Annotated in this window: 18 protein-coding genes, 1 pseudogene and 1 riboswitch; of the genes and pseudogenes, 12 read left to right on the forward strand and 7 right to left on the reverse strand. The window is 71.5% G+C overall.

Annotated features, from left to right (window positions below; genetic code table 11):
- Positions 1-6: 6 nt before the first annotated feature.
- Positions 7-681, reverse strand: a pseudogene (locus EES43_RS22165) (M23 family metallopeptidase); the annotation flags it as partial.
- A 374-nt stretch (positions 682-1055) separates the two neighbouring features.
- Between EES43_RS22165 and rpsB the strand changes: the two are divergent.
- The 10 genes from rpsB (at position 1056) to EES43_RS22215 (ending at position 11646) form a co-directional block, all read left to right on the forward strand.
- Positions 1056-2009 (forward strand): 30S ribosomal protein S2, encoded by a 954-nt coding sequence (rpsB, locus tag EES43_RS22170; protein ID WP_124270326.1) that lies wholly within the window; start codon positions 1056-1058, stop codon positions 2007-2009.
- A gap of 99 nt (positions 2010-2108) precedes the next feature.
- The gene (gene tsf / locus EES43_RS22175) at positions 2109-2945 is read left to right on the forward strand and encodes a translation elongation factor Ts (protein WP_124270327.1); all 837 of its coding nucleotides are present in this window, start codon (positions 2109-2111) and stop codon (positions 2943-2945) included.
- 160 nt (positions 2946-3105) lie between these two features.
- On the forward strand, positions 3106-3879 hold the full coding sequence (pyrH, locus tag EES43_RS22180; RefSeq protein ID WP_124270328.1) for a UMP kinase: 774 nt from the start codon (positions 3106-3108) through the stop codon (positions 3877-3879).
- Between the two features lie 117 nt (positions 3880-3996).
- Complete coding sequence (gene frr, locus EES43_RS22185) at positions 3997-4554, forward strand: ribosome recycling factor (protein WP_124270329.1); 558 nt, start codon at positions 3997-3999, stop codon at positions 4552-4554.
- The gene (locus EES43_RS22190; protein ID WP_124270330.1) at positions 4554-5639 is read left to right on the forward strand and encodes a phosphatidate cytidylyltransferase; all 1086 of its coding nucleotides are present in this window, start codon (positions 4554-4556) and stop codon (positions 5637-5639) included. Before frr ends, EES43_RS22190 begins: the two co-directional genes overlap by 1 nt.
- A 108-nt stretch (positions 5640-5747) precedes the next feature.
- Positions 5748-6854: a dual-specificity RNA methyltransferase RlmN gene (gene rlmN, locus EES43_RS22195; RefSeq protein WP_124270331.1), complete on the forward strand. Its 1107-nt coding sequence runs from the start codon at positions 5748-5750 to the stop codon at positions 6852-6854.
- Positions 6855-7001: 147 nt separating this feature from the next.
- Positions 7002-7118, forward strand: a riboswitch (TPP riboswitch).
- An 81-nt stretch (positions 7119-7199) separates the two neighbouring features.
- Positions 7200-8294, forward strand: a complete 1095-nt coding sequence (locus tag EES43_RS22200; protein ID WP_124270332.1) for a thiamine ABC transporter substrate-binding protein — start codon at positions 7200-7202, stop codon at positions 8292-8294.
- A gap of 86 nt (positions 8295-8380) precedes the next feature.
- Positions 8381-9994 carry an ABC transporter permease gene (locus EES43_RS22205; protein ID WP_124272107.1) on the forward strand — a complete coding sequence of 538 codons (1614 nt, stop codon included), beginning with the start codon at positions 8381-8383 and terminating at the stop codon, positions 9992-9994.
- A 33-nt stretch (positions 9995-10027) separates the two neighbouring features.
- A complete protein-coding gene (locus tag EES43_RS22210) occupies positions 10028-11050 on the forward strand; it encodes an ABC transporter ATP-binding protein (RefSeq protein WP_124272108.1) in 1023 nt (340 codons plus the stop codon).
- Between the two features lie 140 nt (positions 11051-11190).
- A complete protein-coding gene (locus EES43_RS22215) occupies positions 11191-11646 on the forward strand; it encodes an SRPBCC family protein (protein ID WP_124270333.1) in 456 nt (151 codons plus the stop codon).
- A gap of 30 nt (positions 11647-11676) precedes the next feature.
- Here EES43_RS22215 and EES43_RS22220 read toward each other — a convergent pair whose 3' ends face one another.
- The 4 genes from EES43_RS22220 to EES43_RS22235 form a co-directional block, all read right to left on the reverse strand.
- On the reverse strand, positions 11677-12840 hold the full coding sequence (locus EES43_RS22220; protein ID WP_124270334.1) for a hypothetical protein: 1164 nt from the start codon (positions 12838-12840) through the stop codon (positions 11677-11679).
- Positions 12822-13559 carry an ABC transporter ATP-binding protein gene (locus EES43_RS22225; RefSeq protein WP_124270335.1) on the reverse strand — a complete coding sequence of 246 codons (738 nt, stop codon included), beginning with the start codon at positions 13557-13559 and terminating at the stop codon, positions 12822-12824. Before EES43_RS22225 ends, EES43_RS22220 begins: the two co-directional genes overlap by 19 nt.
- Before the next feature lie 218 nt (positions 13560-13777).
- Positions 13778-15157: an aspartate aminotransferase family protein gene (locus EES43_RS22230; protein ID WP_124270336.1), complete on the reverse strand. Its 1380-nt coding sequence runs from the start codon at positions 15155-15157 to the stop codon at positions 13778-13780.
- Positions 15142-15648: an Lrp/AsnC family transcriptional regulator gene (locus EES43_RS22235; protein WP_124270337.1), complete on the reverse strand. Its 507-nt coding sequence runs from the start codon at positions 15646-15648 to the stop codon at positions 15142-15144. Before EES43_RS22235 ends, EES43_RS22230 begins: the two co-directional genes overlap by 16 nt.
- A 162-nt stretch (positions 15649-15810) precedes the next feature.
- Here EES43_RS22235 and EES43_RS22240 point away from each other — a divergent pair, with 162 nt between their 5' ends.
- Positions 15811-17250 carry a gamma-aminobutyraldehyde dehydrogenase gene (locus EES43_RS22240; RefSeq protein WP_124270338.1) on the forward strand — a complete coding sequence of 480 codons (1440 nt, stop codon included), beginning with the start codon at positions 15811-15813 and terminating at the stop codon, positions 17248-17250.
- A gap of 66 nt (positions 17251-17316) precedes the next feature.
- Here the strand turns inward: EES43_RS22240 and EES43_RS22245 are convergent, their stop codons facing one another.
- Positions 17317-18009 (reverse strand): glycerophosphodiester phosphodiesterase, encoded by a 693-nt coding sequence (locus EES43_RS22245; protein WP_124270339.1) that lies wholly within the window; start codon positions 18007-18009, stop codon positions 17317-17319.
- Positions 18010-18031: 22 nt separating this feature from the next.
- Positions 18032-19066 carry an adenosine deaminase gene (locus tag EES43_RS22250; protein WP_124270340.1) on the reverse strand — a complete coding sequence of 345 codons (1035 nt, stop codon included), beginning with the start codon at positions 19064-19066 and terminating at the stop codon, positions 18032-18034.
- A 120-nt stretch (positions 19067-19186) separates the two neighbouring features.
- Between EES43_RS22250 and EES43_RS22255 the strand changes: the two genes are divergently transcribed.
- On the forward strand, positions 19187-19924 hold the full coding sequence (locus EES43_RS22255) for a DUF4190 domain-containing protein (protein WP_124270341.1): 738 nt from the start codon (positions 19187-19189) through the stop codon (positions 19922-19924).
- The last annotated feature ends 144 nt before the right edge of the window (positions 19925-20068 follow it).

Raw genomic sequence — 20068 nt, forward strand, 5'->3', positions numbered from 1 at the left:
TCTCTGCGGTTCGGGCACGCCGGACACCGGCAGCAGCCGTGAAGGCCCGCGCCGCAGCAGCGCGGGCGGCAGCAGCGTGAGCGGGTCCAGGTAGGCGTCGCCGCGCCGGAGCCCCCAGTGCAGGCAGCCCGCGGCGCAGTGGAACGGCCCCGCCTCCAGCACCCCGACCGGTCGGCCCGCCGCCACCTCCTCGCCCTCCTCGACCGTCGCGCGCACCGGTTCGAAGGTCGTGCGCAGCACGGGCGCACCGCTCCCGGCCACCTCGACGGTGACCACTCCGCGTCCGGCCACACGCCCCGCGAAGACGATCCGGCCCGTGGCGGCGGCCAGCACCGCCTCGCCCGGCCGCGCGGCGAGGTCGACGCCGCGATGGCCGGGGCCGTACGGCCCGGCCGGCGGCTCCCAGCCGCGCAGCACCGCGGGCCTGCCCGCCAGCGGCCAGGACCGGCCGCCGGTCCGTTCCGCCGCCCGGCCCGGCGGAACCGGTGAGGCGGCGGCGGAGGCCCGCGCGACCGCCGCCGCCCGCACCGCGTCCGGACCGGCCGCCCGCACCGCGCCCGGCACCGCGGAGACCATGAACGCGACCACCAGGGCCACCGCGGCGGCCACCACCGACGACACGAGCACCGACACCGGCGTCGAAGCCGAAGCCGAAGCCGAAACCGAAGACGCAGCCGACATGGGCATTGACGCCGAAGCCGAAGCCCGCGGCATCGGCTTCGGCGTCCGGGGATGTGCGCAGCGTGGTCGAGCGGGTGCGCGGCGTGGTACTCGCATGCGCCAACGGTCTCCCGTATCCCGGGATTTCGCTGATCATGGACCGTTCCTGTGGACAGCCCGCCGGTTGTGGACATCGCCGTCACCCGGCACCCGAAGGGTCCCGTACACTTCATGTGGCGATCCGGGTCACCGGGTCGACTTCGCACGCCCCGCCACCTCCCCCTTCGCGGACGGTGGCCGCGCCCCTCGGTCCTTCGTGGCACGGCGCGATCGGGGCGTCAGGCGCCGCCGCAATCCTGTGGTGGCGACAACCGAGAAACTCAAGGAGTACGGCCATGGCCGTCGTCACGATGCGGGAGCTGCTGGAAAGCGGCGTCCACTTCGGTCACCAGACCCGTCGCTGGAACCCGAAGATGAAGCGCTTCATCTTCACCGAGCGCAACGGCATCTACATCATCGACCTGCTCCAGTCGCTGTCGTACATCGACCGCGCCTACGAGTTCGTCAAGGAGACCGTCGCCCACGGCGGCTCCATCATGTTCGTGGGTACGAAGAAGCAGGCCCAGGAGGCCATCGCCGAGCAGGCGACGCGCGTCGGCATGCCGTACGTCAACCAGCGTTGGCTCGGCGGCATGCTCACCAACTTCTCCACCGTCTACAAGCGCCTTCAGCGTCTGAAGGAGCTTGAGCTCATCGACTTCGAGGACGTGGCCGCCTCCGGCCTCACCAAGAAGGAGCTCCTGGTCCTCTCGCGCGAGAAGGCCAAGCTGGAGAAGACCCTCGGTGGTATCCGCGAGATGCAGAAGGTGCCCAGCGCCGTCTGGATCGTCGACACCAAGAAGGAGCACATCGCCGTCGGTGAGGCGCGCAAGCTCCACATCCCGGTCGTCGCGATCCTCGACACCAACTGCGACCCCGACGAGGTCGACTACAAGATCCCGGGCAACGACGACGCGATCCGCTCCGTCACCCTGCTCACCCGCGTGATCGCCGACGCCGTCGCCGAGGGCCTCATCGCCCGTTCCGGTGCCGCCACCGGCGACTCGAAGCCGGGCGAGAAGGCCGCCGGCGAGCCCCTCGCCGAGTGGGAGCGTGACCTGCTCGAGGGCGACAAGAAGGACGAGACCCCGGCCGCCGAGGTCCAGTCCTCCGCCGAGACCGAGAAGGTCGCCGACGCCGAGAAGCCGGCCGAGGCCGTCGCCGAGGCCGAGTCTCCGGTCGCCGAGGCCGAGTCTCCGGTCGCCGAGGCCGAGGCTCCGGCCGCCGACGCGGACGCCGAGCAGGCCTGACACCCGTCACGGCTGCTGACGGCGGGGGCCGACGCCACAAGCGTCGCCCCCGCCGTTCACCCGTAGATCTTTCAGACTTCGAGAGAGACATACAGACTCATGGCGAACTACACCGCCGCTGACGTCAAGAAGCTCCGCGAGCTCACCGGCGCCGGCATGATGGACTGCAAGAAGGCGCTCGACGAGGCCGACGGCAACGTCGACAAGGCCGTCGAGGCGCTCCGTATCAAGGGCCAGAAGGGCGTCGCCAAGCGCGAGGGCCGCTCTGCCGAGAACGGCGCCGTCGTCTCCCTCATCTCCGAGGACCAGACGTCCGGCGTTCTGCTGGAGCTGAAGTGCGAGACGGACTTCGTAGCCAAGGGCGATAAGTTCCAGAACGTCGCCAACACGCTCGCCGCCCACGTCGCCGCGACCTCCCCGGCCGACATCCAGGCGCTGCTCGCCTCCGAGATCGAGGCCGGCAAGACCGTCCAGGCGTACGTCGACGAGGCCAACGCCAACCTCGGCGAGAAGATCGTCCTGGACCGCTTCGCGCAGTTCACCGGCACCTACGTCGCCGTGTACATGCACCGCACCATGCCCGACCTGCCCCCGCAGATCGGTGTCCTGGTCGAGCTGGACAAGGCCGACGCCGAGCTGGCCAAGGGCATCGCGCAGCACATCGCGGCGTTCGCCCCGAAGTACCTCTCCCGCGAGGACGTCCCGGCCGAGGTCGTCGAGGCCGAGCGCCGCGTCGCCGAGGAGACCACCCGCGCCGAGGGCAAGCCCGAGGCCGCCCTCCCGAAGATCGTCGAGGGTCGCGTCAACGGCTTCTTCAAGGAGGCCACCCTCCTCGGCCAGCCGTACGCGCTGGACGCCAAGAAGTCCGTCCAGAAGGTCCTGGACGAGGCCGGTGTCACCCTGACGCGCTTCTCGCGCATCAAGGTCGGCATCTGAGTCCGTCCGCGAACAACGGTGGACCCCGATAGGGTCTAGTGCAGTCGACGGCCGCACTCATGCCGGACGACCGCAGAACTGACGAGGAGGCCATTGCCGCTGAGGGACACCAGACCCACCGGCAATGGCCTTCTTCGTATGTGCACGAGGAGAATTTTCCATGGACAAGGGCGCGGACGCCTCGCAGGCCGACCAGAAGCGCGACGACAAGGTTTCCGGGCGCTTCATGCTGAAGCTCTCCGGTGAGGCATTCGCCGGCGGCGGCGGCCTCGGCGTCGACCCCGACGTCGTGCACACCATCGCCCGCGAGATCGCGGCCGTCGTACGCGACGGAGCCCAGATCGCGGTGGTCATCGGAGGAGGCAACTTCTTCCGTGGCGCGGAACTCCAGCAGCGCGGCATGGACCGTGCCCGGTCCGACTACATGGGCATGCTGGGCACCGTCATGAACTGCCTGGCGCTCCAGGACTTCCTGGAGAAGGAGGGCATCGACTCGCGCGTCCAGACCGCCATCACCATGGGCCAGGTCGCCGAGCCGTACATCCCGCTCCGCGCCGTACGGCACCTGGAGAAGGGGCGCGTGGTCATCTTCGGCGCCGGCATGGGCATGCCGTACTTCTCCACCGACACGACCGCCGCCCAGCGCGCCCTGGAGATCGACGCCGAGGCGCTGCTCATGGGCAAGAACGGCGTGGACGGGGTCTACGACTCCGACCCCAAGACCAACCCGGACGCGGTGAAGTTCGACGCGCTGGAGTACGGCGACGTGATCGCCCGCAATCTCAAGATCGCCGACGCCACCGCCATCACGCTCTGCCGTGACAACCAGCTGCCGATCCTCGTCTTCGAGCTGACGGCCGAGGGCAATATCGCTCGCGCCGTCAAGGGTGAGAAGATCGGCACGCTGGTGAGCGACGAGAGCACCCGGGCCTGACGGCCCTCCCAGGATGGACAACGGCCTGCCGGTCGGACACCGTGCAGGTGAGGACGCGACGCAGGATCCGCAGGGCCCGGCGATGACGGGCCCGCCCACAACACGCAGGAGCACGTGGTGATCGAAGAAATCCTCCTCGAAGCCGAGGAGAAGATGGAGAAGGCCGTCGTCGTCGCGAAAGAGGACTTCGCCGCGATCCGCACCGGCCGCGCGCACCCGGCGATGTTCAACAAGATCGTCGCCGACTACTACGGCGCGCTGACCCCGATCAACCAGCTGGCCTCGTTCTCGGTTCCCGAGCCGCGGATGGCGGTCGTGACGCCGTTCGACAAGAGCGCGCTGCGCAACATCGAGCAGGCGATCCGCGACTCCGACCTCGGCGTCAACCCGAGCAACGACGGCAATATCATCCGGGTGACCTTCCCCGAGCTGACCCAGGACCGCCGCAAGGAGTACATCAAGGTCGCCAAGTCCAAGGCCGAGGACTCCAAGATCTCGATCCGCTCCATCCGCCGCAAGGCCAAGGAAGCGCTCGACAAGCTCGTCAAGGACAAGGAGTCCGGCGAGGACGAGGTGCGCCGCGCCGAGAAGGAGCTCGACGACACCACCGCGAAGTACGTCGCGCAGGTGGACGAGCTGCTCAAGCACAAGGAAGCCGAGCTGCTCGAAGTCTGATGAACGACTCTTCCTGGGGCGCCCCGCCGAAAGCCGGTTACTGGGGCACGCCCGAGATGAGGGCTGCCCCGGCGGGTCCTGCCTACGATGTGCATGACGCCCAGCAGACTCGGCCCATGCCCAACGTGCCGGACGTTCCCGACGCAGGTAGAGACGCAGAGAGTCGTGACGACCGGGACGGGGACGCCGCGCACGTCAGCGGCCCCCTGTTCCGTGACGAGATGCCGCAGGAGCCCATGTCGACCCCGCTGCCGCCACCGCCGCAGAAGAAGCGTGCGGGGCGTGATCTGCGCGCCGCCATAGGGGTCGGCGTGGGTCTCGGCGCCGTCATCGTCGCCTCGCTCTTCGTCGTGAAGGCGGCTTTCGTCGGCGTGATAGCGGTCGCCGTCGTCGTCGGGCTGTGGGAGCTCACCCAACGGCTCGCCGAGCGCAAGAGCATCAGGGCGCCTCTGGTTCCGCTCGCCGTCGGCGGGGCCGCGATGGTCGTCGCCGGCTACGCCTGGGGCCCGGAGGGAGCCTGGGTCGCCACGGCCCTCACCGCGCTGGCGGTGCTGGTCTGGCGGATGACCCGGCCGCCGGAGGGCTACCTCAAGGACGTCACGGCCGGGGTCTTCGCCGTCTTCTACGTGCCGTTCCTGGCCACCTTCGTCGCCATGATGCTGACGGCCGACGACGGAGCGTGGCGGGTCCTGACCTTCCTCGTCCTCACCGTCGTCAGCGACACCGGGGCGTACGCCGTCGGCTGGCGCTTCGGGAAGACCAAGCTGGCCCCGCGCATCAGCCCCGGCAAGACCCGCGAGGGCCTGCTCGGGGCGGTGGGCTTCGCGATGGCGGCCGGGGTGCTGTGCATGGAGTTCCTGATCGACGGCGGCGCCTGGTGGCAGGGGCTGCTGCTGGGGCTCGCGGTCGCCGCCAGCGCCACCCTCGGCGACCTGGGCGAGTCCATGATCAAGCGGGATCTCGGGATCAAGGACATGGGCACCCTGCTGCCGGGCCACGGCGGCATCATGGACCGGCTGGACTCGCTGCTGCCGACCGCGCCGGTGGTCTGGCTGCTGCTGGTGCTGTTCGTCGGTTCCGGCTGAGCGACCGGTGCCGCGGCGCCCCGTACCACCTGCGTGTTCTACGAGTGAGGGTCCGTCGTCCACAGGGCGGCGGACCCTCACTCGTCTGTCTGCGACACTGGATGAACCATGCCTAAGCCCGGAGAACTCACTTTCGTCGCGCCCCGCGGAGCCAAGAAGCCGCCGCGGCACCTCGCCGACCTCACGCCCGCCGAGCGCAAGGAAGCGGTCGCCGCGGCCGGCGAGAAGCCGTTCCGCGCCCAGCAGCTCTCGCAGCACTACTTCGCGCGGTACGCGCACGACCCGGCCGAGTGGACGAACATCCCGGCCGCGTCGCGGGGGAAGCTGGCCGAGGCGCTGTTCCCCGACCTGATGTCCGTCGTCCGCCACATCAGCTGCGACGACGACACCACGCGCAAGACGCTGTGGAAGCTGCACGACGGCACGCTCGTCGAGTCCGTCCTCATGCGCTACCCCGAGCGCGTCACGATGTGCATCTCCTCGCAGGCCGGCTGCGGGATGAACTGCCCGTTCTGCGCGACCGGGCAGGCCGGGCTGGACCGCAACCTGTCGACCGCCGAGATCGTCCACCAGATCGTCGACGGCATGCGGGCCCTGCGCGACGGCGAGGTGCCGGGCGGGCCCGCGCGGCTGTCCAACATCGTCTTCATGGGCATGGGCGAGCCGCTCGCCAACTACAACCGCGTGGTCGGAGCGATCCGCCGGCTCACCGACCCCGAGCCGGACGGCCTCGGCCTCTCCCAGCGCGGGATCACCGTCTCGACCGTGGGACTCGTCCCCGCGATGCTGCGCTTCGCCGACGAGGGCTTCAAGTGCCGGCTCGCCGTCTCGCTGCACGCCCCCGACGACGAACTGCGCGACACGCTCGTCCCGGTCAACACCCGGTGGAACGTGCGCGAGGTGCTGGACGCCGCCTGGGAGTACGCGGAGAAGTCCGGCCGCCGCATCTCCATCGAGTACGCCCTGATCCGGGACATCAACGACCAGGCATGGCGCGGCGACCTGCTCGGCAGGCTGCTCAAGGGCAAGCGCGTCCACGTCAACCTGATCCCGCTGAACCCGACGCCCGGCTCCAAGTGGACCGCCTCGCGGCCCGAGGACGAGAAGGCGTTCGTCGAGGCGATCGCGGCCCACGGCGTGCCCGTCACCGTCCGCGACACCCGCGGTCAGGAGATCGACGGGGCCTGCGGTCAGCTGGCGGCCTCCGAGCGCTGAGTCCCGCACCGGCCTCCGGCGCACCGGACCGGCCGGACCCCCGGCACCCGGCGGGCCGGACCCACGGCCCCGGCGGACCGGCCCAGACCGCGCCTCCCGGCGGACCGGGCCGAAAACGCCGGTGTAGCCTGGGCCGAAATCAACTTCATATTCCGACAGGGGAGCGCCACAGCGCTGAGAGTGCGGCACCGAGGACAGGTTGGCCGCAGACCCTCTGAACCTCGCCCGGGTCATTCCGGGTAGGAAGTTCGGACCTTACTCAAGCTGTTGCGCCCTGCCCGCTTCCGGTTCGCCGGAGCGCGGGCGGGGCCGCGTCTCTTCCTGGTCACCTCCAGGAGGAATCAGATGAACACCACCACGAAGTACGCGGCGACCGCGCTCGCCGCCGCTCTCGGCGTCACCGTGCTCGCGGGCTGCGGAAGCGGCGACGGCCCGGCGGGCGGGGCGTCGGATGGCTCCGGTTCCCAGACCGTCACCCTCGTCAGCCACGACTCGTTCAACGCCTCGGACAAGGTGCTGAAGGCGTTCACCGAGGAGACCGGCTACACGGTCAAGGTGCTCAAGAGCGGCGACGCCGGCGCCGCGCTCAACCAGGAGATCCTGACCAAGGGCTCCCCGCGCGGCGACGTCTTCTTCGGCGTCGACAACACCCTGCTCTCCCGCGCCCTCGACAACGGTCTGTTCACCGCGTACGAGGCCAAGGGGCTGGACCGGGTCGCGGCCGGCACGGAGACGGACGAGAAGCACCGGGTCACGCCCGTCGACACCGGTGACATCTGCGTCAACTACGACAAGAAGTACTTCGCCGACAAGAAGCTCGCGCCGCCGAAGACCTTCCAGGACCTGCTGAAGCCCGCGTACAAGAACCTCCTCGTCACGGAGAACGCCGCCAGTTCCTCGCCCGGTCTCGGCTTCCTGCTGGGGACCATCGCCGCTGAGGGCGAGGACGGCTACGAGGCGTACTGGAAGGAGCTCAAGGCCAACGGCGTCAAGGTCGTCGACGGCTGGGAGCAGGCGTACAACGAGGAGTTCTCCGGCTCCGCGGGCGGCCGGAAGGCCGACGCCGACCGGCCGCTCGTCGTCAGTTACGCCTCCAGCCCGCCCGTCGAGGTGCTCTACGCCGATCCGCAGCCGAAGCAGGCCCCGACCGGCGTCGCCACCGGCACCTGCTTCCGGCAGACCGAGTACGCCGGGCTGCTGACCGGCGCGAAGAACGAGGCGGGCGGCAAGGCGCTGCTGGACTTCATGATCGGCAAGGCGTTCCAGGAGGACATGCCGCTGAACATGTTCGTGAACCCGGTCGTCGAGGACGCCGAGCTCCCCGCGCTGTTCACGGAGTTCGGCGAGAGCGTCCAGACGCCTCCCACCGTCGCGCCCGAGAAGATCACCGCCAACCGTGAGCAGTGGATCCAGTCGTGGCAGTCGCTGGTCCTGAAGTAGACGCCGGGGCGAAGTCAGCCGAGGCCGCCGCTGTCCGGGCCCGCCGCGGGTCCGGACGCCGCCGGAGCGCGGTACGGCTCGTCCTGATGGCCCTGCCCGTCGCGTTCTTCGCGGTGTTCTTCGCCTATCCCGTGACCGCGATCGTCGGCCGGGGACTCAGGACCGGTGCCGGCTGGCAGTTCGGGCGGATCGGCGAGGTGCTGGCCCGCCCGGACATCCTCGACGTCCTCTGGTTCACCACCTGGCAGGCGCTGGCCTCCACCGCCCTCACCCTGGTCGTCGCGCTGCCGGGCGCCTACGTCTTCGCCCGCTTCGACTTCCCCGGCAAGCAGGTGCTGCGCGCGGTGGTCACCGTGCCGTTCGTGCTGCCGACCGTCGTCGTCGGCACCGCGTTCCTGGCCCTGCTGGGCCGCGGCGGCTTCCTCGACGAGCTGTGGGGCGTACGGCTGGACACCACCGTGTGGGCGATCCTCCTGGCCCACGTCTTCTTCAACTACGCGGTGGTCGTCCGCACCGTCGGCGGCCTCTGGTCGCAGCTCGACCCGCGCCAGGAGGAGGCCGCCCAGGTGCTCGGCGCAGGCCGGTTCGCCGCCTGGCGGCGGGTCACGCTGCCCGCCCTCGCACCCGCCGTGGCCGCGGCGGCGCTGATGGTCTTCCTCTTCACGTTCACCTCGTTCGGCGTCGTGCAGATCCTCGGCGGACCCTCGTACTCCACCCTGGAGGTGGAGGTCTACCGGCAGACCGCGCAACTGCTCGACCTGCCCACGGCGGCCGTGCTGACGCTCGTGCAGTTCACGGCGGTCGGCGCGATCCTCGCCGTGCACGCCCGGACCGTACGCCGCCGGGAGACCGCGCTGAAGCTCGTCGACCCGGCGCAGACCGCGCGACGGCCGCGCGGCGCCGGGCAGTGGACGCTGCTCGGGGGAGTGCTCCTCACCGCGCTGCTGTTGATCCTGCTGCCGCTCGGCGTGCTGGTGGAGCGGTCGTTCGACGGGCCGGACGGTTACGGCCTCGGCTACTACCAGGCCCTCAGGTCCGCCGGGGCGAGCGGTTCGACGTTCCTGGTCGCCCCGCTGGAGGCGGTCGGCAACTCCCTCCAGTACGCGCTCGTCGCCACGCTCATCGCCCTCGTCGTCGGCGGGCTCGCTGCCGCCGCGCTGACCCGGCGGGCCGGGCGGCTGGTGCGCGGCTTCGACGCGCTGCTGATGCTGCCGCTCGGCGTCTCCGCCGTCACCGTCGGCTTCGGCTTCCTGATCACCCTCGACGAGCCGCCGCTGGACCTGCGCACCTCCTGGATCCTGGTGCCGTTGGCCCAGGCCCTGGTGGGCGTCCCGTTCGTCGTGCGCACCATGCTCCCCGTCCTGCGCGCGGTCGACCACCGGCTGCGGGAGGCCGCCGCCGTACTCGGGGCCTCCCCGCTGCGGGCGTGGCGCGAGGTCGACCTGCCCCTGGTGCGCCGGGCGGTCCTGGTGGCGGCCGGGTTCGCGTTCGCCGTGTCGCTCGGGGAGTTCGGGGCCACCGTGTTCATCGCCCGGCCCGACAACCCCACGCTGCCGGTTGCCGTGGCGCGGCTGCTGGGCCGGTCGGGAGAGCTCAACTACGGGCAGGCGATGGCCCTCAGCACCATTCTCATGCTCGTGTGCGCGGTGTCGCTGCTCCTGCTCGAACGCGTCCGCACCGACCGATCCGGGGAGTTCTGAGTGACGGCGGGAACGAAGACGCAAGCGGGGCCGCTGTTGAGCCTGCGCGCGGCCACGGTCCGGTTCGGCGGGCGCACGGCGCTGGACGCGGTGGACCTGGACGTCGCCGACCACGAGATCGTGTGCGTGCTCGGCCCGAGCGGCAGCGGCAAGTCGACCCTCCTGCGGGCCGTCGCCGGGCTCCAGCCGATGGACGGCGGCCGGGTGCTGCTGGCCGGGGCGGACCGGACGGACGTGCCGGTGCACCGGCGCGGGCTCGGCCTGATGTTCCAGGACCACCAGCTCTTCCCGCACCGGGACGTCGGCGGCAACGTGGCGTTCGGGCTGCGCATGCACGGCGTCGGCCGGGCCGAGAGCGAACGCCGGGTCGCCGAACTCCTCGACCTGGTGGGGCTGCCCGGCGCGGAGCGGCGCGCGGTCGCGGCGCTGTCCGGCGGGGAGCAGCAGCGTGTCGCGCTGGCCCGCGCCCTCGCGCCGCGCCCGGAGCTGCTGATGCTGGACGAGCCGCTGGGCCAGTTGGACCGCAGCCTGCGCGAACGCCTCGTGGTCGAACTGCGCACGCTCTTCGGCCGGTTGGGCACCACCGTGCTGGCCGTCACGCACGACCAGGGCGAAGCCTTCGCCCTGGCCGACCGGGTCGTGGTGATGCGGGACGGCCGGGTCGCCCAGCAGGGCAGCCCGCTGGAGGTCTGGCAGCGCCCCGCCTCCGCGTTCGTCGCCCGCTTCCTCGGCTTCGACAACGTGGTCGGGGCGACGGTGAGCGGCGGGAGCGCCGACACGGTGTGGGGCAGGGTGCCGGTGGCGGCGGGCTCTCCGCAGGGCGCCGCCGATCTGCTGGTGCGGCCCGCCGGGGTGCTGATCGGCGACGCCGAGGACGGGCTGCGCTGCACGGTCGGGGTGCGCACGTTCCGGGGCGACCGTGTGACCGTGCGGCTCGCCCCGGAGAACGCGCCCGTGCTGGAGGCGGAGTGCGCCCTGCGGGACACCCCGGACGAGGGCGCGGTCGTGGGCGTACGGTTCGACGCGGCGGAGACGGTGGTCCTGGCGGCGGGGTAGCGGGCCGGTGGCCGCAGGCCGGGCCCGCGCCCGTACCGCACGGCGCGACAGCGCACGCCCGGCCGGGCAAGCTGGAGGCGGACACCCCGCGGACGCGTCCGTGCCCGCGGGAAGGGGCGACCGGGACGAGGACCGCGACCATGGACGGTGGCACCCGCGAGGGCATCGATCTCACCCGCGTACTGCACGCCTCGCCCGAGCGGGTCTTCGCCGCGTGGACCGAGCCGGAGGACTTCGCCGCCTGGTACGGCGGGGAGGCGGACGTCCCGCTGGACCGGGTGTCGATGGACGTGCGGCCCGGCGGCGCGTGGAGCCTGGTGCTCGTGATGCCCGGGGTGGAGATGCCGTTCCACGGGGTGTACCGGGAGGTGAGCGGCCCCGACGGCCTGGTCTTCACGCTCAAGGACCCCGCCTCGCCCGAGGACGCGGAGGGCGAGATCGTCACCGCGACCTTCACGGATCTCGGCGACGGCACCACCGAGCTGGCCTTCCAGCAGCGGGGCGGCAACCTCACCGCCGAGCAGTACGCGGCGGCCGAGGACGGCTGGGAGGCGTTCTTCGACGCCCTGGCCGCCCGCCTGGCCGCCCACCCCTGACCTCACCGCCCCGGCCTTGCGCAGGGGCGCTCACTTGGTCAGGGGCAGGGCCGCCAGCCGCGCGATAGCCCAGGTCAGCGGCGCGAAGACGGCGATCAGGATGACGGCGCGCAGCGCGGTCGCGGCACGCAGCGCGGCGGCCGGAGCCCCCATCCGCAGCAGCGCCCCGGCGGTGTGGGCGCGGGCCTGCTTCGCCTCCAGGGCCGAGGTGAGCAGCGTGGCCGCCGTGCAGCCGAGGACCAGCACCGCGCCCAGCGCGGTCAGCGGACCGAAGGGGCGCTCACCGCCCGCGTACAGGGCCGTCGCCGCGATCCCCGCCGAGAGCACCGCGCAGACCACGCCGATCGGCCGGCCGATCCGCCGCGCCTCGTCCATCAGGACCCGGCCCGCCAGCAGCCGTACCGCGCCGGGGCGCACCGCCTGGAGCAGCTTGCCGCACAGGTACGTCACGCCCGGCCCGGCCAGGGCCAGCCCGATCGCGGTCAGGGACCAGCCGGCCAGCACCGCCATGGGTGTGGCGTCGAACCGGCCCGGCAGCGGGAACGCGTGCGCCGCCGTGTCCCGGCTCGCGTACGCCTCGACCGCCAGCCCCGCAGCCGTCAGCGCCACGCCCCAGGGGAGGCCGGCCGGTGCGGGGGCGGGGGCCGGAAGTTCCTCGGAGGCGTGCGTCCCCGCCGCCGTGTCCGGCCGGGACCGCAGCGCCAGCGCGCTCGCGGTGGCCGAGGCCAGCGGTACGAGCGCCAGCAGCGTCAGGGCGGCGGCCAGGGGCAGCGGAGCGCCCGCGCCCAGGAACTCCGCCGCGCCGCCGTCGAACGGCAGCCCGGTGAGATCGCCGCGCAGGTGCAGGAAGAGGAGCAGCGCCACCATCGACCCGAGCAGGGTCGAGACGGCCGTGGAGACCGCCGCCAGCGCGGAGAGCCGGACCGGCCCGAGGCCCACGGAGGACAGGCCCGGCCGGGGCCGGGTGCTCGGGTCCGTACGGGCGACCGCGACGGCGAACTGGACCGTGGCCACCAGCGGCACGAAGCACCACAGCAGCCGCAGCACCGAGCCGGTGGACTGGCCCGGGTGCGCGGAGGCGTACCCGAGGGTGCACAGGAGCAGGAAGCCGACACCGGCCGACGCGGCGGCGACGAGCAGTCGGCGGACCAGGACGAGGGGATGCGTGCCGCGGGCTAGACGGAGAGCGAGCACGCCGAGCGGCCCTCCGAGTCGGGCTTCGCCGGGAGCGAGACCGTGGCGACGCGGCGGCCGTCCAGCAGCGCCGCGGTGCGGTCGGCGAGCGAGGCGACCTCGGCGTCGTGGGTGGCGAGCACGACGGTGACGCCGTGCGAGCGGGCCGCGGTCGTCAGGGTGCGCAGCACCTGGGTGCGGTCGGCGTGGTGCAGGGTCGCGGTCGGCTCGTCGGCGAAGAGCACGGTCGGCGCGGCGGTCAGCGCGCGGGCGACCGAGATCCGCTGGCGCTGGGCCTGGAGCAGGGCGTGCGGCCGTTTCCTGGCGAACGCGGCGATGTCGAGCCGTTCCAGCCACTCCATGGCCGCCTTCTTCGCGGCCCGGTGCGAGGTCCCGCGCAGCAGCAGCGGCAGCGCCGCGTTCTCCCAGGCGGTCAGTTCCGGCACGAGCTGCGGGTCGGAGCCGATCCAGCCGAACCGCTCCCGGCGCAGCTGCTCGCGCAGCCGGGGGGCCATCGTGTGGACGGGGACGCTGTTGAACCACACCTCGCCCTGGTCGGGCACGAGCCGCCCCGACAGGCAGTGCAGCAGGGTCGTCTTCCCGCTGCCGCGCGGACCGGTCACGGCCACGATCTCGGCCTCGCGGACGCCGAGGGAGACACCGCCGAGGCCGGGCGATCCGTTGTGGGAATGGTGCAGGGAACGCGCCCAGATCACGTCGTTGTCCGGCGGGGCCACCATGGCGTACACCTCGGTTCAGGTCGGTTTTCCCGTCCCCTCACGGGGGAACGAAGACGCGGCCGATAGGTCACTCGGCACCGTAGATAGTCGGACCGGTGTGTACGAACAGCACGTGGCCCGGATGCGCCCCTTCTCACTGGAACGGGCGAATCCGGGCCGGTCGAACGTAGGAAAATGACCCCTGGATGATCATCATCCAGGGGTCACGGCGGTGGCGGTCAGAGCTTCGTCCACGCCTCCGTCAGCACGGCCCGCAGGATGCCCTCGATCTCGTCGAACGTCGACTGGTCGGAGATGAGCGGCGGCGCGAGCTGGACGACCGGGTCGCCGCGGTCGTCGGCCCGGCAGTACAGGCCGTTCTCGTACAGCGCCTTGGAGAGGAAGCCGTACAGGACGCGCTCGGTCTCCTCGTCGGTGAACGTCTCCTTGGTCGCCTTGTCCTTGACCAGCTCGATGCCGTAGAAGTACCCGTTGCCGCGGACGTCTCCGACGATCGGCAGGTCGTGCAGCTTCTGCAGCGTGGTGAGGAAGGCGTTCTCGTTGTCGAGGACGTGCTGCGTGAGGTTCTCGCGCTCGAAGATGTCGAGGTTGGCGAGGCCCACCGCGGCGGAGACGGGGTGGCCGCCGAAGGTGTAGCCGTGCAGGAAGGTGTTGCCGCCCTGGTAGAACGGCTCGGCGATCCGGTCCGAGACGATGCACGCGCCGATCGGCGAGTAGCCGGAGGTCATGCCCTTCGCGCAGGTGATCATGTCCGGCACGTAACCGAACTTGTCGCAGGCGAATATGGTGCCGAGCCGGCCGAAGGCGCAGATGACCTCGTCGGAGACGAGCAGCACGTCGTACTGGTCGCAGATCTCGCGGACGCGCTGGAAGTAGCCGGGCGGCGGCGGGAAGCAGCCGCCGGCGTTCTGCACGGGCTCCAGGAAGACCGCGGCGACCGTCTCCGGGCCCTCGAACAGGATCTCCTGCTCGATCTGGTCGGCGGCCCAGCGGCCGAACGCCTCCGGGTCGTCGCCGAACAGCGGGGCGCGGTAGATGTTGGTGTTCGGCACCTTGTGGGCGCCGGGGACCAGCGGCTCGAAGGGGGCCTTCAGCGCGGGCAGCCCGGTGATGGACAGGGCGCCCTGCGGGGTGCCGTGGTAGGCGACCGCGCGCGAGATGACCTTGTACTTGGTCGGCTGGCCCTTGAGCTTGAAGTACTGCTTGGCCAGCTTCCAGGCGGTCTCGACGGCCTCGCCGCCGCCGGTGGTGAAGAAGACCTTGTTGAGGTCGCCCGGAGCGTAGTCGGCGAGGCGCTCGGCCAGCTCGACGGCCTTCGGGTGGGCGTAGGACCACACCGGGAAGAAGCCGAGCTCCTGGCCCTGCTTGTACGCCGTCTCGGCGAGCTCGTGACGGCCGTGGCCGGCGTTGACCACGAACAGGCCGGAGAGCCCGTCGAGGTAGCGCTTGCCCTTGTCGTCGAAGATGTAGGTGCCCTCGCCACGCACGATGGTGGGAACGGGCGCGTTCTCGTAGTCCGACATGCGGGTGAAGTGCATCCACAGGTGGTCGTACGCGGTTCGGCTCAGGTCCTTGCTCACGGCTATCGGGTTCCCCACATATAGGTCTGCTTCTTGAGCTTGAGGTAGACGAAGCTCTCGGTGGAGCGCACACCGGGAAGGGCCCGGATGCGTTTGTTGATCGTCTCCAGCAGGTGGTCGTCGTCCTCGCAGACGATCTCCACCATCAGGTCGAAGGAGCCCGCGGTCATCACCACGTACTCGCACTCGGCCATGGCCGACAGGGCCTCGGCGACGGGGTCGAGGTCGCCCTCGACGTTGATGCCGACCATCGCCTGACGTCGGAACCCCACGGTGAGCGGGTCCGTGACGGCGACGATCTGCATCACGCCCTGATCGAGCAGCTTCTGGACGCGCTGGCGGACAGCCGCTTCGGAGAGGCCGACGGCCTTGCCGATCGCGGCATACGGACGGCGTCCGTCCTCCTGGAGCTGCTCGATGATTGCGAGGGAGACGGCATCGACGGCTGGTGACGATCCGTTCCCGGTCCTGGAGTCTGCGCTGCGACTGGCCACGCGTTCACTCTGCACCGCTACTCGTCTGTCTGGCAACCCCAAAGCGATGATATTCGTTGTCTGGGTGCTCAGATATCACCGAATCCGAAGTTGTCGGTCGGTGGGTATGTCGAAAGCGTCATCGGACCGATTAGGGTTGGGATCTCACGCATCGGACAGCCGACAGGAGGGGTGGTTGTGACCACCGAGGTGCGCCGTCTGCGCAACTACATCAACGGAGAGTTCCGGGACGCCGCGGACGGGCGGACCATCGACGTGGTCAACCCGGTGACGGAAGAGGTCTACGCGACCTCGCCGCTCTCCGGACAGGCCGACGTCGATGCCGCCATGGACGCCGCCGCCGCCGCGTTCCCCGCCTGGCGCGACACCACGCCCGCCGAGCGCCAGAAGGCCCTGCTGAAGATCGCGGACGCCTTCGAGGAGCGGGCGGAGGACCTGATCGCGGCCGAGTCGGAGAACACCGGCAAGCCGCTGGAGCTCACCCGCACCGAAGAGATCCCGCCGATGGTGGACCAGATCCGCTTCTTCGCGGGGGCCGCCCGGCTGCTGGAGGGCCGTTCGGCCGGCGAGTACATGGAGGGCCTGACCTCCATCATCCGCCGCGAGCCGGTCGGCGTCTGCGCCCAGGTGGCGCCGTGGAACTACCCGATGATGATGGCCGTGTGGAAGTTCGCCCCGGCGCTCGCCGCGGGCAACACCGTCGTCATCAAGCCGTCCGACACCACCCCGGCCTCCACCGTGCTGATCGCCGAGATCATCGGCCAGATCCTGCCCAAGGGCGTCTTCAACGTCCTGTGCGGCGACCGGGACACCGGCCGCGCGATGGTCGAGCACCCGACCCCGGCCATGGCCTCCATCACCGGTTCCGTACGGGCGGGCCAGCAGGTCGCCGAGTCCGCCGCCAAGGACGTCAAGCGCGTCCACCTGGAGCTCGGCGGCAAGGCGCCCGCCGTGGTCTTCGAGGACACCGACATCGCCAAGGCCGTCGAGGGCATCTCCGGGGCGGGCTTCTTCAACGCCGGGCAGGACTGCACGGCCGCCACCCGCGTCCTGGTCCACGAGTCGATCCACGACGAGTTCGTCACCGCGCTCGCCAAGGCCGCCGCCGACACGAAGACCGGGCTGCCCGACGACGAGGACGTCGCCTACGGCCCGCTGAACAACGCCAACCAGCTCAAGCAGGTCAGCGGCTTCATCGAGCGCCTCCCCGCGCACGCCAAGGTCGAGGCGGGCGGCCACCGGGTCGGCGACAAGGGCTACTTCTACGCCGCGACCGTCGTCTCCGGCCTGAAGCAGGACGACGAGATCATCCAGAACGAGGTCTTCGGCCCCGTCATCACCGTCCAGTCCTTCACCGACGAGAAGCAGGCCGTCGAGTACGCCAACGGCGTCGAGTACGCGCTCGCCTCCTCGGTGTGGACCAAGGACCACGCCCGCGCGATGCGGCTGTCCAAGAACCTCGACTTCGGCTGCGTGTGGATCAACACCCACATTCCGCTGGTCGCCGAGATGCCGCACGGCGGTTTCAAGAAGTCCGGCTACGGCAAGGACCTCTCCGCCTACGGCTTCGAGGACTACACCCGCATCAAGCACGTCATGACGTCCATCGAGGACTGACCCTCCAGCGAGGGCGGCACGGCTACGGCCCCGGGCTCCGGCCCGGGGCCGTTCGCGCGCCCGGCCTCAGGAGGCCAGCAGCCGCCGCAGGACGTCGATCCGGTTGGTGGTGATGGAGTCGACGCCCCGGTCGATCAGCCGGCGCATGGTGCGCCGCGTGTCCGCCGTCCAGACCGACACCAGCAGCCCGTCCCGGTGCGCCCGGTCCGCCAACTCCCGGCTCACCAGCCCGAAGCGGTAGTTCAGCCAGCGCGGCCTGACCGCGTCCAGCAGCACCGGGCGCGGCGGGGCGAGCGTCGTCCAGGTCAGCGCGATCTCGGCGGCCGGGTCGGCGGCGCGCACCCGCAGCATGGCGTCCGTGCTCGCGCAGTAGTACGCCCGGTCGGCGGCGCCGCACTCCTGGACCACGCCGACGACGGTCCGCACCGACGCGTCCGTGGAACCGGGCAGATCCACCATCACCCGGTGCGTTCCGGCGGCGTCCAGCGCCTCGTGGAGCGTGGGCACGCCGCCGCCGGTCAGCTCCTTCAACTCCCGGTGCTCCAGCCGGTCCACCCGGCGGTCGTGGCCCCACAGCCGCTCCAGCGTCGCGTCGTGCAGCACCACGGGCACACCGTCGCGGGTCACCCGCACATCGATCTCGACCGCGTCCGCCCCCCGGTCGAGGGCGGAGCGGATCGAGGGCAGGGTGTTCTCGCGGGCCCGGTAGGGATCGCCGCGGTGTCCCACGGCGACGACGCCGGTGTCGGTGATGGCCATGCGGCCATTGTGTCCGGGACGCTCAGCGGCCGGGAGCCCGGAGCCAGTTCGCCGTGTACGTGTCGATCTCCTCGGCCAGTCGCCGCTTGCCGGCCGGGTCGAGGAAGGACGCCTCCACCGCGTTCTTGGCGAGGTCGGCGATCCCGCGCTCGTCCAGCTCCAGCAGCCGGGCGGCGACCGCGTACTCGTTGTTCAGGTCGGTGCCGAACATGGGCGGGTCGTCGCTGTTGACGGTGACCAGGACACCGGCCGCCACCATCTCCCGGATCGGGTGGAGCTCGATGTCCGTCACCGCGCGGGTCGCGATGTTCGACGTCGGGCAGACCTCCAGGGCGATCCGGTGCTCGGCCAGGTGCTCCAGCAGCCGGGGGTCCCGCACGGAACTGGTGCCGTGCCCGATGCGCTCGGCCCGCAGGGAGATCAGCGCGTCCCAGACGGTCTGCGGCCCGGTGGTCTCCCCGGCGTGCGGGACGGAGTGCAGGCCCTCGGCGATGGCCCGGTCGAAGTAGGGCTTGAACTGCGGGCGTTCCACCCCGATCTCCGGTCCGCCGAGGCCGAAGGAGACGAGCCCTTCGGGCCGGTGCTCCACCGCGAGGCGGGCGGTCTCCTCGGCCGCCTGGAGCCCGGCCTCGCCCGGGATGTCGAAGCACCAGCGCAGGACGACGCCCAGCTCCGCCTCGGCCGCCTTGCGCGCGTCCTCAATGGCCTCCATGAAGCCGGCCTCGGGGATGCCCCGCCGCGTCGAGGAGTACGGGGTCACGGTCAGCTCCGCGTACCGGATGTTCTGCCGGGCCATGTCCCGGGCCACCTCGAACGTCAGCAGCCGGACGTCCTCCGGGGTGCGGACCAGGTCCACCACCGAGAGGTAGACCTCGATGAAGTGCGCGAAGTCGGTGAACGTGAAGTAGTCCGCCAGCGCCTCCGGATCCGTCGGGACCTTGGAGTCCGGGTGGTGGGCGGCGAGCTCCGCGACGATCCGCGGCGACGCGGATCCGACGTGGTGGACATGGAGCTCGGCCTTGGGCAGCCCTGCGATGAAGGAGCGCGGATCGGTCATCGGTTCTCTCCGGTTGGGCGGGACGGCGGCCGGGGGAGCCGGCCGCACCGATCATCGTATGCGGCCTCCGGCGCTCGGGAGCCGGGCCGTAGCATGACAGGACCACGATGGGGGAGGCCCATGTCAGACAACACAGAGCAGCCCGGGGGCGGGGCCGCGCCGCGCGATCCGTGGGCGCCGCCGGAGGGCAGGGTGGAGCTGGGCAAGCAGGGCGCAGCCGCCCCGCTGCCGCCGGCCGTCCACGACCGGCCGACCGTGGCGTCGATGCCGGCGGCCGGACCGGGCACGGGGGAGAGCGCCGGACCGGGCACAGGGGAGAGCAGCGGCCCGGCCCCGGCCGCGGGCGGCTTCGGCCCGGCCCCCGCGAACCTGCCGCCGCCGCCCGTCGGCCCCCACGGGCCCGGCCCGGCGATGCCGCCGACCGCCGGACACTACGGCTACCCGGCGCCGCCCGCGCAGCCGTACGGGGGCTACCCCGGCTACAACGCCTACCCCGGTTACGACGCCTACGGCGGCGGCCCGCAGCCCTGGGGTCCCGCGCCCTCGAACGGACTCGGCACCGCGGCGCTGGTCCTCGGCATCATCTCGGTGGGCGGCTTCTGCCTCTACGGGCTCAACATCGTCCTGGGCATCCTCGCGCTGGTCTTCGGCATCATCGGCCGGGGCCGGGCCAAGCGCGGCGAGGCCACCAACGGCGGCATGGCGCTCGCCGGGATCATCCTCGGCTCGGTCGGCACGGTGATCGGCGCCGCGATCCTGGGCCTGTTGATCTGGACCGTCGCCAACGGAGAGGCCGACTCCGGCGAGAGCTACAGCGACCCGTTCGCCACCTCGCTGGTCGTGGAGGACGGCCGCTAGGCCGCCTCGCATACCGCCGCGGCCCCGCCACCACCCGCCGCCGCCCGGACCGGCAGGGCCCCGCGCCCGTCGGACCGGGCGGCGTCCGCGTGGACCCGACGCGCCCACCGCACGCGGCGGCGACGACGGACCACGCGGCGTCCC

Source organism: Streptomyces sp. ADI96-02 (assembly GCF_003846185.1).
Lineage (GTDB): Bacteria > Actinomycetota > Actinomycetes > Streptomycetales > Streptomycetaceae > Streptomyces.

Coding starts and splice junctions, on each gene's coding strand:
- rpsB (WP_124270326.1), top strand. CDS start 1,056: ATGGCCGTCGTCACGATGCGGGAGCTGCTGGAAAGCGGCGTCCACTTC.
- tsf (WP_124270327.1), top strand. CDS start 2,109: ATGGCGAACTACACCGCCGCTGACGTCAAGAAGCTCCGCGAGCTCACC.
- pyrH (WP_124270328.1), top strand. CDS start 3,106: ATGGACAAGGGCGCGGACGCCTCGCAGGCCGACCAGAAGCGCGACGAC.
- EES43_RS22190 (WP_124270330.1), top strand. CDS start 4,554: ATGAACGACTCTTCCTGGGGCGCCCCGCCGAAAGCCGGTTACTGGGGC.
- rlmN (WP_124270331.1), top strand. CDS start 5,748: ATGCCTAAGCCCGGAGAACTCACTTTCGTCGCGCCCCGCGGAGCCAAG.
- EES43_RS22200 (WP_124270332.1), top strand. CDS start 7,200: ATGAACACCACCACGAAGTACGCGGCGACCGCGCTCGCCGCCGCTCTC.
- EES43_RS22205 (WP_124272107.1), top strand. CDS start 8,381: ATGGCCCTGCCCGTCGCGTTCTTCGCGGTGTTCTTCGCCTATCCCGTG.
- EES43_RS22215 (WP_124270333.1), top strand. CDS start 11,191: ATGGACGGTGGCACCCGCGAGGGCATCGATCTCACCCGCGTACTGCAC.
- EES43_RS22225 (WP_124270335.1), bottom strand. CDS start 13,559: ATGGTGGCCCCGCCGGACAACGACGTGATCTGGGCGCGTTCCCTGCAC.
- EES43_RS22245 (WP_124270339.1), bottom strand. CDS start 18,009: ATGGCCATCACCGACACCGGCGTCGTCGCCGTGGGACACCGCGGCGAT.
- EES43_RS22250 (WP_124270340.1), bottom strand. CDS start 19,066: ATGACCGATCCGCGCTCCTTCATCGCAGGGCTGCCCAAGGCCGAGCTC.
- EES43_RS22255 (WP_124270341.1), top strand. CDS start 19,187: ATGTCAGACAACACAGAGCAGCCCGGGGGCGGGGCCGCGCCGCGCGAT.